The organism is Paraburkholderia sp. Ac-20336, from assembly GCF_017105025.1.
GTDB lineage: Bacteria > Pseudomonadota > Gammaproteobacteria > Burkholderiales > Burkholderiaceae > Paraburkholderia.
The window spans coordinates 1-14,471 of the sequence record NZ_JAAGPS010000011.1 but is presented as its reverse complement, the minus strand read 5'-3'; the positions used below and the strand labels follow the sequence as shown (position 1 = coordinate 14,471).

General features: G+C 65.5%; 7 protein-coding genes and 1 pseudogene. All 8 read left to right on the top strand.

Annotation, left to right across the window (positions count from 1 at the left end; genetic code table 11):
• Window positions 1-95: 95 nt before the first annotated feature.
• On the top strand, window positions 96-1,019 hold the full coding sequence (locus GXB81_RS06580; protein ID WP_205988675.1) for a LysR substrate-binding domain-containing protein: 924 nt from the start codon (window positions 96-98) through the stop codon (window positions 1,017-1,019).
• Between the two features lie 268 nt (window positions 1,020-1,287).
• The gene (locus tag GXB81_RS06575) at window positions 1,288-1,908 is read left to right on the top strand and encodes a GNAT family N-acetyltransferase (protein ID WP_205988674.1); all 621 of its coding nucleotides are present in this window, start codon (window positions 1,288-1,290) and stop codon (window positions 1,906-1,908) included.
• Window positions 1,909-2,222: 314 nt separating this feature from the next.
• The gene (locus GXB81_RS06570) at window positions 2,223-2,570 is read left to right on the top strand and encodes a hypothetical protein (RefSeq protein WP_167039581.1); all 348 of its coding nucleotides are present in this window, start codon (window positions 2,223-2,225) and stop codon (window positions 2,568-2,570) included.
• A gap of 231 nt (window positions 2,571-2,801) precedes the next feature.
• A complete protein-coding gene (locus GXB81_RS06565) occupies window positions 2,802-3,440 on the top strand; it encodes a tail fiber protein (protein ID WP_167039583.1) in 639 nt (212 codons plus the stop codon).
• Between the two features lie 70 nt (window positions 3,441-3,510).
• On the top strand, window positions 3,511-11,682 hold the full coding sequence (locus GXB81_RS06560) for a DUF4347 domain-containing protein (protein WP_205988673.1): 8,172 nt from the start codon (window positions 3,511-3,513) through the stop codon (window positions 11,680-11,682).
• A 209-nt stretch (window positions 11,683-11,891) separates the two neighbouring features.
• The gene (locus tag GXB81_RS06555; RefSeq protein WP_240158836.1) at window positions 11,892-13,331 is read left to right on the top strand and encodes a TolC family protein; all 1,440 of its coding nucleotides are present in this window, start codon (window positions 11,892-11,894) and stop codon (window positions 13,329-13,331) included.
• Entirely contained in the window at window positions 13,328-14,173 is an 846-nt protein-coding gene (locus GXB81_RS06550; protein ID WP_205988672.1) for an efflux RND transporter periplasmic adaptor subunit, read from the top strand. The genes GXB81_RS06555 and GXB81_RS06550 overlap by 4 nt, the downstream gene beginning before the upstream one ends.
• Window positions 14,174-14,177: 4 nt before the next feature.
• A pseudogene (locus tag GXB81_RS06545) lies at window positions 14,178-14,471 on the top strand (secretion protein HylD); the annotation flags it as partial.

Here is a 14,471-nt window from a genome sequence, read left to right as displayed (position 1 = left end):
GTTTCAATGGTGCTTATTCTATTCTCGCTAATTGCGTCTACAATGCGCGCTTTGGTTAAACCACTGTACACGGTTCGTGTATAAAGAGCGCCGCCATGAATAGCGTCCCGTCTCCCGATCTCGGCGATCTGCGCGTGTTCTGCGAAGTCGCGCGCAAGTGCAGTTTCAGTGCGGCGGCCGAGGCGCTATCGGTCTCGGCCGCCTATGTCAGCAAACGCATCGGCGTGCTCGAGGCGACGCTCGGCACGCGCCTTCTGCATCGCTCCACGCGTCGTGTCGCGATTACCGAGGCGGGCGAGCGCGTCTATGCATGGGCCGAAAAAATTCTCGACGACGTCGATCAACTGGTCGAGGACGTCTCCACCACGCGCCGCATTCCGGGCGGCAAGCTGCGCATTTCGAGCAGCTTCGGTTTCGGCCGGCGCTTCGTCGCACCCGCGCTCGCACGCTTTTCGGAACGCTATGCGCAACTGAGCGTGCGGCTCGATCTGTTCGATCGTCTTGTCGACGTCGCAGGCGAGGGCATCGATCTCGACATCCGCATCGGCGACGACATCGCGCCGCATCTGATCGCGCGGCGGCTCGCCTCGAATTATCGCGTGCTGTGCGCGTCGCCCGATTATCTCGCGCGGCATGGCACGCCGCGGCAACTCGCGGAACTGTCCTCGCATGCGTGTCTCGCCATCAAGGAGCGCGATCATCCGTTCGGCTTGTGGCGGCTCACGGTGCGCGGCGAAGCGGTATCGATCAAGGTCACCGGACCGCTGTCGACCAATCATGGTGAAGTCGCCGTGCAATGGGCGCTGGCCGGCCGCGGCATCGTGCTGCGTTCGCTGTGGGACGTGCGCGGACTCATCGACAGCGGCCAGTTACGCCAGCTGTTGCCCGAGGCGACTCAACCCGCCAACGTTTGGGCCGTGTATCCGGAGCGGCTCGCGCAGTCCGCGAAGGTGAGGGTATGCGTGGATTTTCTCAGCGAGGAATTCGCGCAGTTCGGCAGCACGCCGGCGGATCGTTGAGGCGGGGTACTCCGCGATTTGCGCAGCCGCTTGCATGGCTGACGAAGTGCTTTAGATGCCTTACTAAATAATTGCGCAAATTCCACTCGAAATGCTTTCGATTCATTGTCGTTTTAGCGTCACCATAGCGGGTAAAAATGCGCGGGCAATCAGGGAAATTACCGGCTCTCTGACTCTTCACAGTTTCTATTGCTGCGCAAGTAACAATTAGTTAGGATTCGGCGTTATCGCGTATTCGTCAGCTCAGCGGCTTACCAATGCTTTTCGCATGAAGATCGAATTCACTCATTCCGCAGCGCCGCTAGAAAGTCCGGCAAGCCATGCCGGCATCGTGAGCTTGCGCACCGCCAGTGTCGCCGACGAAGCATTTCTTTGTGACGTTTTCGTGAGCACGCGTTGGGATGAATTCGCACGCACCGGTTGGGAGCCGTCTCGCATCGACGCGTTTCTGCGGCATCAATCGCAGCTTCAACACACGTATTACCGCGAGCACTATCCACACGCTTTTTTCGACGTCGTGTTGGCCGGCGCGGAGCCGGTCGGGCGTCTGTATCACGCATGGCGGCCCGCGCAACTCGGCGACGAAGTCCGCATCATCGATATCGCCTTGCTGCCCGCATGGCGTGGCAAGGGCATCGGCACGCGGCTATTGCGCGCGTTGATCGCCGGGGCGGTGCGCGAAGGCTTGCCCGTTACCCTGAACGTCGAGGCCGACAACCCGGTGCAGTCGCTGTACCGGCGTCTGGGTTTCGTGAAGCAGAGCAGCGAGCAGGACGGCGGCGTCTACGGGTTGATGCGCCGCGAATGCGCGCCGCTCGATATACAACTCGACGCGCGTGCCGTTTCATCCGTCACGTCGCGGGACGATGCACGGACGGTGTGCGCATGAGAAAGTATTAAGCACATAATGAACAGGCAATAAATAAAAAATAAGCAAACCACAAGCAAGTAATAAGCAGGGCGCGGCATGATCGAATTGGACCACCGTGGAATTCATTAAAGCTTTCCAGAAATATGTCGTAAGCCTAACGATAGAGAAAAAGAGTCATTCCGTAGACCCGTATTAAAGCGACGCGCAACCGGGCTGTAAGCCACGGCGATGCATCACGGCAAATGCGCGCGAACTGAGAGCATGACAAGAATGACGGCAACCGGCGCGCTGCATCGGCAGCACGGCGCGCGCGTTGCGATCGAGGGGGACCAGTGTCGAACGCGGTTTCGGATTTGCCGGCCTACGATGCGCTGAGGGCGTCGCTTGGGCAGGTCTTCACGCTCGCGAGCGCGGACGCGGCGGCGTTGCCGCTCGTGCAGACGCGTTTGCTGGACGCATGGACGGGCCTCGCCATGAATGGCGAGCACGAGTGCTATTCGGCGAGCTTCGAGTTGCCGCCGGCGGTTGCGTTACCTCAGGACACCTATCGCTTCATCGCACCCGACGGCCGTGCATGGCTGCTGTTCGTCTCGCCGGGCAGACCGCTCGAATCGGGCGCGCGGACGCTGTGCGCGGTGATTCATCGCAAGCGTTCGGCTTGCGCGGCGGATGCGGTGTGATGAGTCGCGCATTCCATTCTTCGCGGCGTTCCATTCGGCGCGCGTGCAACGACATGCGGTGCTGCGCGCCGCACGCCGTTGCACGCGGCGCCTTGTACTCAGCCTCGCATTCCGCCTTGCACCTTTTTCCCCATCGCATTTCGCATTGCGTTGCGCATGCCGTCGCGTGCTGCGTTCCGCTCAGCCGCACGGCTCTTCCGTCGTTTTCGTTTTCTCTCTTCTGGAGGCAGCATGTCCGATCAATACCTCGGTGAAATCCGCATGGTGGGCTTCGACTTCGCACCCAACGGCTGGGCGTTGTGCCAGGGGCAGCTCATGTCGATTGCGCAAAACAGCCCGCTGTTCGCGCTGCTCGGCACGTACTACGGCGGCAACGGCCAAACCACGTTCGGTCTGCCGAACCTGCAGGGCCGCTCGCCGGTCGGCGTGGGGACGGGGCTGGGTCTCGCGCCGGTGGTGACCGGCGAGCAGGCCGGAGCCGAAAACATCACGCTGACGCAGGCGCAATTGCCCGTTCACACGCACGCGACGCAAGTTACCGGTGCGACGCAGCCGACCACGGTTGCTGTGGCGATTCCCGCCGCAACGGGCACGACGGCCACGTCGGGGCCCCCCGCGACCAGCGTGACCAATATTCCCGGACCGACGACGGTGCTCGGCGGCGCGTTGTCGTCGGGCCATCCGGCGACGGTCTACAACACCGCCAACGCCGACACCACGCTCAAGCCGTTCAACCTCACGGTGCCGGCCAGCCTGCCGAACGTCGTCAACGCGAATGCGGGCAGCGGCTTGCCGTTCAACACGCGCAATCCGTATCTCGGCATCAACTTCATCGTCGCGTTGACGGGGATTTTCCCGTCGCGCGGCTAAAGCGTTTTCGTCCAGTCCCGTTTTGCGGCGCCGCGCGTTTGGAACGCGCGGCGGCCGGGAGAGTATCGTCATGAAGATCGTCAGGCAGTGGCTCAAGCGTTTGAGTACCGACAGCGAAATGCCGCGTCCGCGTGTCGCGGCTTCGCCCCTGTTGCTCGCGCTCGAACCGCGCGTCGTGTACGACGCGTCGGTCGCCGCTGTCGCGGCCAAACCGCACGCGGAAACGCATGCGCACGAACACGCGCATCGCGCGGAGCCAACGCATAACGATCCGGCCGCAGCGAGTTCGTCGGGCCAGGGGGCTTCGCAAGCGGAGTCTTCCGCGTCGGCGTCGGGTACGTCCAATGCGGCACAACGCGATGCGGGAACGAACGGAACGAACGGCGAGGGCGCTGGCACGGACACGAGCACGGGCAGCAAGGACACCAGCACCACCACGCACACGCTCAAGGACACGAGCGTCACCACACCGGACGCCTCGCATCAGGTCGTCTTCATCGATCCGAGCGTCGAGAACTATCAGATATTGATCGCCGGTTTGCCGGCCGGCACGCAGTACGTCGTGCTCGACGCGAACAGCGACGGCTTCGCGCAGATCGCGCAGTACCTGCAAACCCATCACGGCATCGAGTCGATCCATCTGATTTCGCACGGCACGGACGGCGCGATCCAGGCCGGCTCGACGTGGCTCACCGGCGCGGATTTTTCGGCCTACAGCGCCGAGCTCGCGCAGATCGGCGCGGCGATGAAGCCGGGCGGCGACTTCCTGATCTACGGCTGCGACGTCGCGCAAAAAGCCGACGGCCAGGCGCTCGTGCAGCAGATCGCGGCACTCACGCACCTGAACGTCGCGGCATCGACCGACGACACCGGCGCGAGCGCGCTCGGCGGCAACTGGACGCTCGAATACCAGGCCGGGCACGTGCACACGGCCGTGATCGAATCGGCGAGCGCGCAGGCGCAGTTCAACGAGCTGCTCGGCGTGACGGTCGAAACCTTCGACACGGCCGCCGAGGCCAACAACGACACGGGCCAGGACCTCGGCTATCGGACGAGCTATACGCTCGACGGCGTCGTATACACGACGGACGGCTCCGTCGAGGAAGGCGTGTGGAACAACGGCAATGCGCCGACCGGTCCGAGCGACGTCAATTCCGGGGCCCCCAACGACGGCTTCCTCGAAGTCAACGTCAACAACGATCCGATGACGGAGTTCACGATCTCGCTCGCGAACGGCCATACCTTCACGCTGTCGGATCTCGACATCAGCTCGGTCAACGGCAACTTCTATATCGAGGCGAACGGCAATGCCGCGACGCGCGTGCAGATTGCGACCGAGGCGGCGGGCGGCTTCGTCGGCAGCATCAAGAGCCTGATCGCCAACGACCCCGACTTCCAGAACACCCGATCGGTCACGCTGATCGACGTGAACGATCCGTACGGTCCGCTCTCGCTGTATATCGACAACGTCACCTATACCGACACGGGGCCCGCTGTCACGACGAGCAGCGGCAACGCGTCATGGGCGTCGGCGAACAACGGCGTGGGCGGCGCGCCGGTCGCGGTGGACAGCGGCCTGCAGCTTTCCGACGGCGGTTCGTCGACGGCGCAGTCCGCGACCGTGACGATCGCCAACGTGCAGGCGGGCGACGTGCTCGGCTTTGTGTCGGTCAACGGCATCAGCGGCAGCTATTCGAGCGGCACGGGCACGCTGACGCTGACCGCCAGCGGCACGCCGACGCTCGCCCAATGGCAGGCGGCGCTCGAATCGGTGACGTTCGCGAATACGCTGGTGACGCCCTCCACCGTTACGCGTACGGTCGACTTCTCGTTCAACGACGGCACCTCGACGAGCAACGTCGCCTCGCGCAGCGTGAACGTGACCGCGACCGACCAGTCGCCGATCGTCGTCGACGGCGGCAGCAGCATGTCGAGCTATCAGGCCGGCTCGACACCGACGGCGATCTCCACCTTTTCCGTCAGCGACGCGGACAACACGACGCTCGCCTCGGCGACGATCTCGATCGCGAGCGGCTACCACAGCGGAGATACGCTCTCGTTCGATAACACCGACTCGACGCAGTTCGGCAACATCGGCATCACGGCGAACGCGAACGGCACGCTGACGCTGACTTCGGTGGGCGCGAGCGCGACGCTCGTGCAATGGCAGCACGCGCTCGATGCAGTCACGTTCTCGACGTCGGCTGCGGCGGTATCGGGCGCGCGCAACTTCACGATCTCGGTCAACGACGGCGTTGCTTCGAGCTCGCTCGCGCTGCACACGGTAAACGTGACGAGCGGCCCGACGATCACCACCGACCCCGGCTCGGCCGCATTCGTCGCCGGCGACAATACGGCCTCGATGCCGGTGCTGATCGACTCGGGACTGAGCGTGGCCGACGGTCAGAGCACGACGCTCGAAAGCGCGACCGTGCAGATCACCGGCAACTTCACGGCCGATCAGGACTCGCTGCTGTTCGTTGCCAATCCGGCGACGATGGGCGACATCGTCGGCGCCTACAACTCGAGCACCGGCACGCTCACGCTGACGGCCTCGGGCGGCGCGACGCTCGCGCAATGGCAGGCGGCGCTGAGTTCGGTCCAGTACGCGAACTATCTGACGACGCCTGCGAGCGCCATGCGCACGATCAGCTACCAGGTCAACGACGGCACGACCATGAGCGCGGTCGCGACGCGCACGGTGACCGTGACCGACACCGACCAGACGCCGATCATTACGACGAGCGGCACGACCGCGAACTTCGTCGCCGGCGACAACGTGGCCTCGACGCCGGTCGTGATCGACAGCGGCATCGCCGTGAGCGATCTGGACAACACGACGCTCGCTTCGGCGACGGTGCAGATCGGCACGGGCTTTCACGCGGGCGAGGATGTCCTGTCGTTCGTCAACGACGGCACGACGATGGGCAACATCACCGCGACCTACGATGTCGTGCACGGCACGTTGATGCTGAATTCGGTGGGCGCCAGCGCGACGCTCACGCAATGGCAGGCCGCGTTGAGCGCGGTGACGTACACCGATACGGCCATCACGCCCGATACCACGACGCGCACGATCAGCTTCACGGTCAACGACGGCACGAAGTCGTCGGCGGCGGCCACCGCGCAGATCGACGTAAGCGATACCGATCAGACGCCGATCGTGACCGGCACGTCCGGCGATGCGAGCTGGGTGCAAGGCGACAACACGGCGGCGTCGCCCGTCACGGTGGATGGCGGCATTACGGTGTCCGACCGCGACAACACGACGCTCGTGTCGGCTTCCGTAACGATCGGCAACTACGACAGCAATGGCGACGCGCTGCTTTTCACCAACGACGGCGCGACGATGGGCAACATCACTGGCGTGTACGCCAGCGGTGTGCTGACGCTCACGTCCTCGGGCGGCATCGCGACGCTCGCGCAGTGGCAGGCGGCGCTGCGCTCGGTGCAGTTCACCGATACCGCGGCCGCGCCGAGCGGCGCCGCGCGCACGATCAGCTTCGTCGTCAACGACGGCGTGAAGAGCAGCAGCGTGTGGACCCGCACGGTCGACGTGACGCTGACCGACCAGACGCCGGTGCTGACCTTGTCCAACGGCACGACGAGCTTCGTCGCGGGCGACAACGTGGCCTCGACGCCGGTCGTGGTCGATCCGGGCATCACGCTGTCGGATAGCGGCGGCGCGACGATACGCACCGCCGAGGTGATATTTAACAGCACCTTCTATGTGGGCGAGGACGTGCTCGCGTTCACGGGCGGCGCCGCGTTCGGCGATATCACCGCCACGTACACCGGCGCGGCCGGCGCACTGGAGCTGAGTTCAGCAGGCCGCGCGACGCTCGCGCAGTGGCAGGCTGCCTTGCGCTCGATTACCTACACCGATACCGCGATCGTGCCGAGCGGCATTGTCCGCACGATCAGTTTCACGGTTAGCGACGGCATCAAGACGAGCATGCCGGTCATCAAAGTCGTCCTGGTGAGCGCGACCGATCAGACGCCGGTGGTGACCGCCTCGACGAGCAGCGTCACGTATCCGGCGGGCGGCGCGCCGCTCACGATCGACAGCGGCGTGACGTTCAGCGATCGCGACAGTACGGTAACGCCGTCCCTGCCGATGACTTTCACGTTGCAGATCGCGTCCGGTTTCCAGTCCGGCGACACGATCATGCTCAACTACAACGCGGCAACGATGGGGGCTGGTTTCTCGGATTCCTTCAACGCGGCGACCGGCACGTACACGCTCAACTCGAACGGTATGACGGTCGCGCAGTACCAGGCGATCCTCGAGGGTTTGCAGTTCTCGACGGCTTCGAGCGCGCCGCTCGGCGCGCGCACGCTGCAACTCACCGCGAACGACGGCACGAAGACGAGCGCGCCGGTCGCCTACACGATCGACGTGACCAGCTCCGCCCCTTCGCTGACGACGACGAGCACCGGCAGCGCCACGTTCGTCGCGGGCGACAACACGGTATCGACGCCGGTCACGGTCGACGGCAACCTCGTGGTGGCCGATCCGCTCGGCGACGTGATTACGAGCGCGACGGTTGAGATTACCGGCAACCTGCATGCGGGCGAAGACGTGCTGCTGTTCACGAGCCAGAACGGCATCTACGGCAACTATAACGCCCTGACGGGCGTGCTCACGCTCACGGGCAGCGGCGCGACGAACCAGCAATGGCAGGACGCGCTGCGCTCGATCACGTACACCGATACGGCGGTTACGCCGAACCCCGCCATGCGCACGATCAGCTTCGTGCTCGACGCCGGCTCGCAGTTCAGCACGGCGCTGTCGCGCACGGTGACGGTGACCGACACCGATCAGACGCCGTTGCTGTCGACCAGCAGCACGGGCAGCACATCGTTCGTGGCGGGCGACAACGTCGCGTCGACGCCGGTGGTGGTCGATGGCGGCATCGCGGTCAGCGATCTCGACAACACGACGCTTGCCTCGGCGACGGTGCAGATCGGTGCGGGCTTTCACATCGGCGAAGACGTGCTGTCGTTCACGAACGACGGTACGACGATGGGCAACATCACCGCGAGCTACGATGCCGTGCACGGTACGTTGACGCTGACTTCGGCCAGCGCGAACGCGACGCTCGCGCAGTGGCAAGCCGCCTTGCGCTCGGTCACCTACACCGACACGGCGATCACGCCGGACACCACCACACGCACGATCGGCTTTGCGGTCAACGATGGCACGAAGACGAGCGCCGCGCTGTCGCGCACGGTGACGGTGGCCGACACCGATCAGACGCCGTTGCTGTCGACGAGCAGCACGGGCAGCGCATCGTTCGTGGCGGGCGATAACGTGGCCTCGACGCCGGTGGTGATCGATAGCGGCATCGTGGTCAGCGATCTCGACAATGCGACGCTCGCCTCGGCGACGGTGCAGATCGGCTCGGGCTTTCATGCGGGCGAGGATGTCCTGTCGTTCACGAACGACGGTGCGACGATGGGCAACATCACCGCGAGCTACAACGCTGCGACCGGTGTGTTGACGCTGACCTCGGCCAGCGCGAACGCGACGCTCGCGCAGTGGCAGGCCGCGTTGCGCTCGGTCACCTACACCGACACGGCGATCACACCGGACAACACCACGCGCACGATCGGCTTCACGGTCAACGATGGGATCGAAACCAGCGTGGCGCTGTCGCGCGACGTGACGGTGACCGACGTCGACCAGACGCCGCTTATCGCGACCACCAGCACGGGCAGCGCAGCATTCGTGTCGGGCGATAACACGGTGTCGATACCGGTCGTGGTCGATGGCGGCATCGTGCTCAGCGACCTCGACAACACGACGCTCGCCTCGGCGACGGTGCAGGTCGGCTCGGGCTTTCATGCCGGCGAAGACGTGCTGGCGTTCACGAACGACGGCGTGACGATGGGCAACATCGTCGCGAGCTACGATGCCGCGACCGGTGTGCTGACGTTGACTTCGTTCAACGCGAGCGCAACGCTCGCGCAATGGCAGGCCGCGTTGCGCTCGGTCACCTACACCGACACGGCGATCACGCCGAATAACACCACGCGCACGATCAGCTTCACGGTCAACGACGGGATCGAAACCAGCACCGCGCTGTCGCGCGACGTGACGGTGACCGATACGGATCAGACGCCGGTGCTGTCGACGAGCAGCACGGGCAGTGCAGCGTTCGTGGCGGGCGATAACGTGGCGTCGACACCGGTCGTGGTGGATGGCGGCATCGCGGTCAGCGATCTCGACAACACGACGCTCGCCTCGGCGACGGTCGCGATCGGTTCGGGTTTCCATGCTGGTGAAGATGTCCTGTCGTTCACGAACGATGGCGCGACGATGGGTAACATCGCCGCGAGCTACGACGCCGCGACCGGTGTGCTGACGTTGACTTCGTCCAGCGCGAACGCGACGCTCGCGCAGTGGCAGGCCGCGCTGCGCTCGATCACCTACACCGATACGGCGATCACGCCGAATACCGCGATGCGCACGATCAGCTTCGCGGTCAACGATGGGATCGAAACCAGCGTGGCGCTGTCGCGCACGGTGACGGTGGCCGATACCGATCAGACGCCGCTCGTCTCGACCACCAGCACAGGTAGTGCAGCGTTCGTGTCGGGCGATAACACGGTATCGACGCCGGTCGTGGTGGATGGCGGTATCGCGGTCGGCGATCGAGACAACACGACGCTGGCCTCGGCGACGGTACAGATCGGCACAGGCTTCCACGCAGGCGAAGACGTGCTGGCGTTCACGAACGACGGCGCGACGATGGGCAACATCGCCGCGAGCTATAACGCTGCGACCGGTGTGTTGACACTGACCTCGACCGGCGCGAGTGCCACGCTCGCACAATGGCAAATGGCGTTGCGCTCGATCACCTACACCGACACGGCGATCACGCCGAACACCGCGACGCGCACCATCAGCTTCACAGTCAACGACGGCACCAAGGCGAGCATCGCACTCGCGCGCGCAGTCGGCGTGACGGCCACGCATCAGACGCTGATCGTCGATGGCGGCGGCGTCACGCTGAGCTATACCGCCAACGGCAACGCGGCCGACGCGCTTGCGGTCGGCGACGGCATCACGCTGACCGACCGCAACCCGACGCCGCCGACCTCGGCCACGGTGTCGTTCAGCGGTACGTTCGATCCGCAGCACGACGTGCTCGCGTTCACGAGCGGTGGCACGGCGACCGGCGACATCAGCGCCGCCTACGATGCCGCGAGCGGCGTGCTCAGGCTCACCTCGGCGAGCGGCACGGCGACGCTCGCGCAATGGCAGGCCGCGCTCGCCGCGGTCTCGTATCGCGACACGCGGTTCGAGAGCACCGGCAGCAGCCGCACGATCGCCTTCGCGATCAGCGACGGCGTCGCGTCGAGCGCGCCCGCGACGCGCACGGTGCAGGTCGTCGCCACGACGCAGCCGTCCGGCACGCCGATCCTGCCGGAGCACAAGGACGAGCCGCTGGCGACGCCCACGATCGTCGCGCCGCCGGTCTTCAATCCGTCGCGCACGAATCCGCTGATCGTCAGCGGCACCACCGGTTATAGCGACGGCGTGTCGAATCCGCTGATCGTGCTCGAAGCGCTGAAGCCGCCGGCCGAACTCGGCACGATAGTGTTGCCGCCGACTCGCACGTTTACGCAGGACGACCAGCACAACAGCTCGCTCGGCGACACGCACGTGAGTCCGCTCGATTCGATCGCGCCGCCCGACCTCGGCGACGAAACCGCGAGCCTGCAGGTGCTGGCGTCGCTCGACGTGCATCCGCAGCGTCACGCGGACGGCTCGTTCGCGCTGCTGACGGCCGCGCTTCTGCCGAACTCGCCGGACACGCGCGCAACCAGCATCGCCAACGACGTGAGCATCACGCTTGCCGATGGCGAACCGCTGCCGTCGTGGCTCCACTACGACGCGGCACGCGGCGAACTCTCCGGCGTGCCGCCCGCGGGCGTGCACGAAGTGCGCGTGACGCTGGCCGTGCGCGACGCGTTCGGCCGCGTGACGCATCGCGAAGTGGTCGTGTCGCTCGACGCGGCGCACCGTCAGGCCCCGCACGCGCCCGCGCCGAAGCCGGTGAAAAGCGCGCCGCCGCATGCCGCGCTGCCGCCCGCGAAGCCTTCGCTGAGCGCGCAGTTCGCGAGCGCGCACGCGGCCTTGCATGTCACGCGCGCGGGCGTAGCCGGCGCAAAGGTCGCGCATGCCGAAGCCGTCGACAACCGCGCGACGCATTCGCTGGAGCCGCGCGCATGAGCCTCTTTTCCTCGCATTCCTGTTCCGCTTTCCACTTTTTCCATAAGAGATCAGCCGACGTGAAATCCTTGTCGCTTGCGGTGCGCGCACCGCGTCCCACGCTCATTGCGCTGTCGGCCGCCGTGTTGTGGCTGTCCGGCTGCGCGGTCAAACCCGTGCCGTTTACCGACGCCGAACGCGTGCAGACGGCCCAGGCCGATCGCACGTCGATGTTCGCGAGCCAGCAGCCGGTGAGCGGCCCGATCACGCTCGACGAGGCGATGGCGCGCGCGATCCGCTACAACCTCGACCATCGTCTGAAGATGATGGAAGAAGCGCTCGCGCAGAAGCAACTCGATCTGTCGAACTTCGATCTGTTGCCGAAGCTCACCGCGCAGGCCGGCTATACGAACCGCAACCATCCGCTCGCGTCGTCGTCGGAAGGTCTGTACACGCAGGAGGAGTCGCTGATTCCGTCGTTCTCGACCGATCAGAACTCGCGCACCGCGGACCTGAACCTGTCGTGGAACCTGCTCGACTTCGGCGTCAGCTATTACGAGGCGAAGGAGCAGGCCGATCACGTGCTCGTGCTCGAACAGCGCCGCCGCAAGGTCGTGCAGCTGATGATGCAGCAGGTGCGCGAGGCGTACTGGCAGGCGCTCGGCGCGCAGCGGCTGCACGATCGCATCGGCCCGCTGCTCGATGCGGCGCGCGCCGCGCTCGACGATTCGCGCGCGGCGCAGAAGCAGGGTCTGCGCGCACCGATCGATACGCTCAACTACCAGCACTCGCTGCTCGATCTGATGCGGCAGCTCGAAGCGGTGCGCGACCAGCTCGAGGAAGCGAAGCCGCGCCTTGCCGCGCTGATGAACCTCGAACCGGGCAAGGACTACACGCTCGCCGCGAGCGAGGACTTTCCGGTGCCGGACTTCGACATGCCGATGCCGCAGATGGAAGACACCGCGTTGCAGCGCCGTCCCGAACTGGTCGAGGCGAGCTATAACGAGCGCATCAGCGTCAACGAAACGCACAAGGCGATGGCGAAGCTGCTGCCGGGCATCGAACTCGAACTGGGCGGCCATTACGACAGCAACAGCTTTCTCGTCTACAACGCGTGGCGCGCGGCCGGTATCAGCATCAGCTGGAACCTGCTGAATCTGCTCAACGTCAAGACGATTCGCGGCACCGCCGACGCGCAACTCGAAGTCGCGAAGACGCAGCGCATGGCGCTCAGCATGGCGGTGCTCACGCAGGTGCACGTCGCGCGCAGCGAACTCTCGGCGAAGCAGCGCCAGTTCGATCTGTTCAGGCAGATGAACGACGTCGACCAGCAGATTCTCGAACACACGCACAACGCGACGCAGGCCAACGCGCAAGGCAAGCTCGAAGAGATTCGCGTGGCGACGAGCGCGATGATGTCGGAACTGCGCCTTTATCAAAGCTACGGCGAACTCGAAAGCGCGTATGGGCAGATGCTCGCGACGCTCGGGCTCGATCCGGTGCCGGACGCGGTGCGTGGTCACGATCTCGCGTCGCTGACGCAATCGATCGGCGAGGAGCAGCAGCACTGGGACGCGCTCGGTCACGCGGGCAGCACGGTCGCGGCCGCGCAGCCGGGGCCGACGAAAACGGCGGCGGCAGCGCTCGCAGCGGGAGCACAGCCGCAATGAAACCGTGGTTGAAGGTGTGTGCAGGCAGCGGTATTGCTTTACTGATGACGGCGCAGGTCGTTGCGTCTCCGAATGCGACTGCGCCGGCGCGTTCGGCGGCGGGTGGGACGCAGGCGTCGGCCGCAACGATGTCCACGGCAGCAGCAGGAGCCGCGGCCCAACCCGCGCCGCAAGACTCGCCCGACGGCAAGATCCGCATCCAACTGGTGTCACGCGATCAGGTCGACATATCGAGCGAAATCTCGGCGAAGATCGCCTCGCTGCCGTTTCGCGACGGCGACGCGTTTCGCGCCGGGCAGACGCTCGTGTCGCTCGACTGCTCGCTCTACAGCGCGCAATTGCGCAAGGCGCAGGCCGACGCCGACGGCGCGCGCGAATTGCTCAGCGTGAACCAGAAGCTCGTCGCGCTGCATTCGGTCGGCGAACTCGAGGTGCAGCAGGCTGCGGCGAAGCAGAAGGCGAGCGCGGCCGACGTCGCGTACATGCAGGCGACCGTGCACAAATGCACGATCGCGGCGCCGTTCGACGGCCGCGTGTCGAAGCGCAGCGCCGCGCCGCAGCAGTTCGCCGAAGCCGGCAAGCCGCTCCTGACGATCGTCGATACGAGCCATCTCGAACTGAAGATGATCGTGCCGTCGAAGTGGCTGCTATGGCTCAAGCCCGGTCATGCGCTGAACGTGCAGGTCGACGAAGTCGGCAGGAGCTATCCGGCGAAGGTCGCGCGCATCGGCGCGCGCGTCGATCCGGTCACGCAGACCGTCGACGTGACGGGCGCGCTGACCGGCAGCGCGCCCGAACTGCTGCCCGGCATGAGCGGCTGGGCCACTTTCGCGGCGCGGTGAGGCCATGAGCGAATCAGGCATGCCGGAAGAGGCGGCGCAGCAGGTCCGCATCGACGGCCAGCAGCTTGCGTTGCTGTGGCAACTCGCGGCGCGCGCGCGGGCCGCGCACAGCGAGGCGGCGCTCGGCTTTACGATCGTCAACGAAACGCTTTCGCTGGTGCCGTACCGGCAGTCGGCCTGGTGGCGCGGCAGCGCGCCCGGCACGGTGGCGGCGGTCTCGGGCTTGCCGCAAAGCGATCCGAACGCGCCTTACGTGCAGTGGCTCAACGCGCTGTGCAAGGCGCTCGCGCGCGGCGCG

What these genes read in the sequence shown, in the direction of transcription:
- GXB81_RS06580 (WP_205988675.1), top strand. Translation starts at nt 96, where the DNA reads ATGAATAGCGTCCCGTCTCCCGATCTCGGCGATCTGCGCGTGTTCTGC.
- GXB81_RS06575 (WP_205988674.1), top strand. Translation starts at nt 1,288, where the DNA reads ATGAAGATCGAATTCACTCATTCCGCAGCGCCGCTAGAAAGTCCGGCA.
- GXB81_RS06565 (WP_167039583.1), top strand. Translation starts at nt 2,802, where the DNA reads ATGTCCGATCAATACCTCGGTGAAATCCGCATGGTGGGCTTCGACTTC.
- GXB81_RS06560 (WP_205988673.1), top strand. Translation starts at nt 3,511, where the DNA reads ATGAAGATCGTCAGGCAGTGGCTCAAGCGTTTGAGTACCGACAGCGAA.
- GXB81_RS06555 (WP_240158836.1), top strand. Translation starts at nt 11,892, where the DNA reads ATGTTCGCGAGCCAGCAGCCGGTGAGCGGCCCGATCACGCTCGACGAG.
- GXB81_RS06550 (WP_205988672.1), top strand. Translation starts at nt 13,328, where the DNA reads ATGAAACCGTGGTTGAAGGTGTGTGCAGGCAGCGGTATTGCTTTACTG.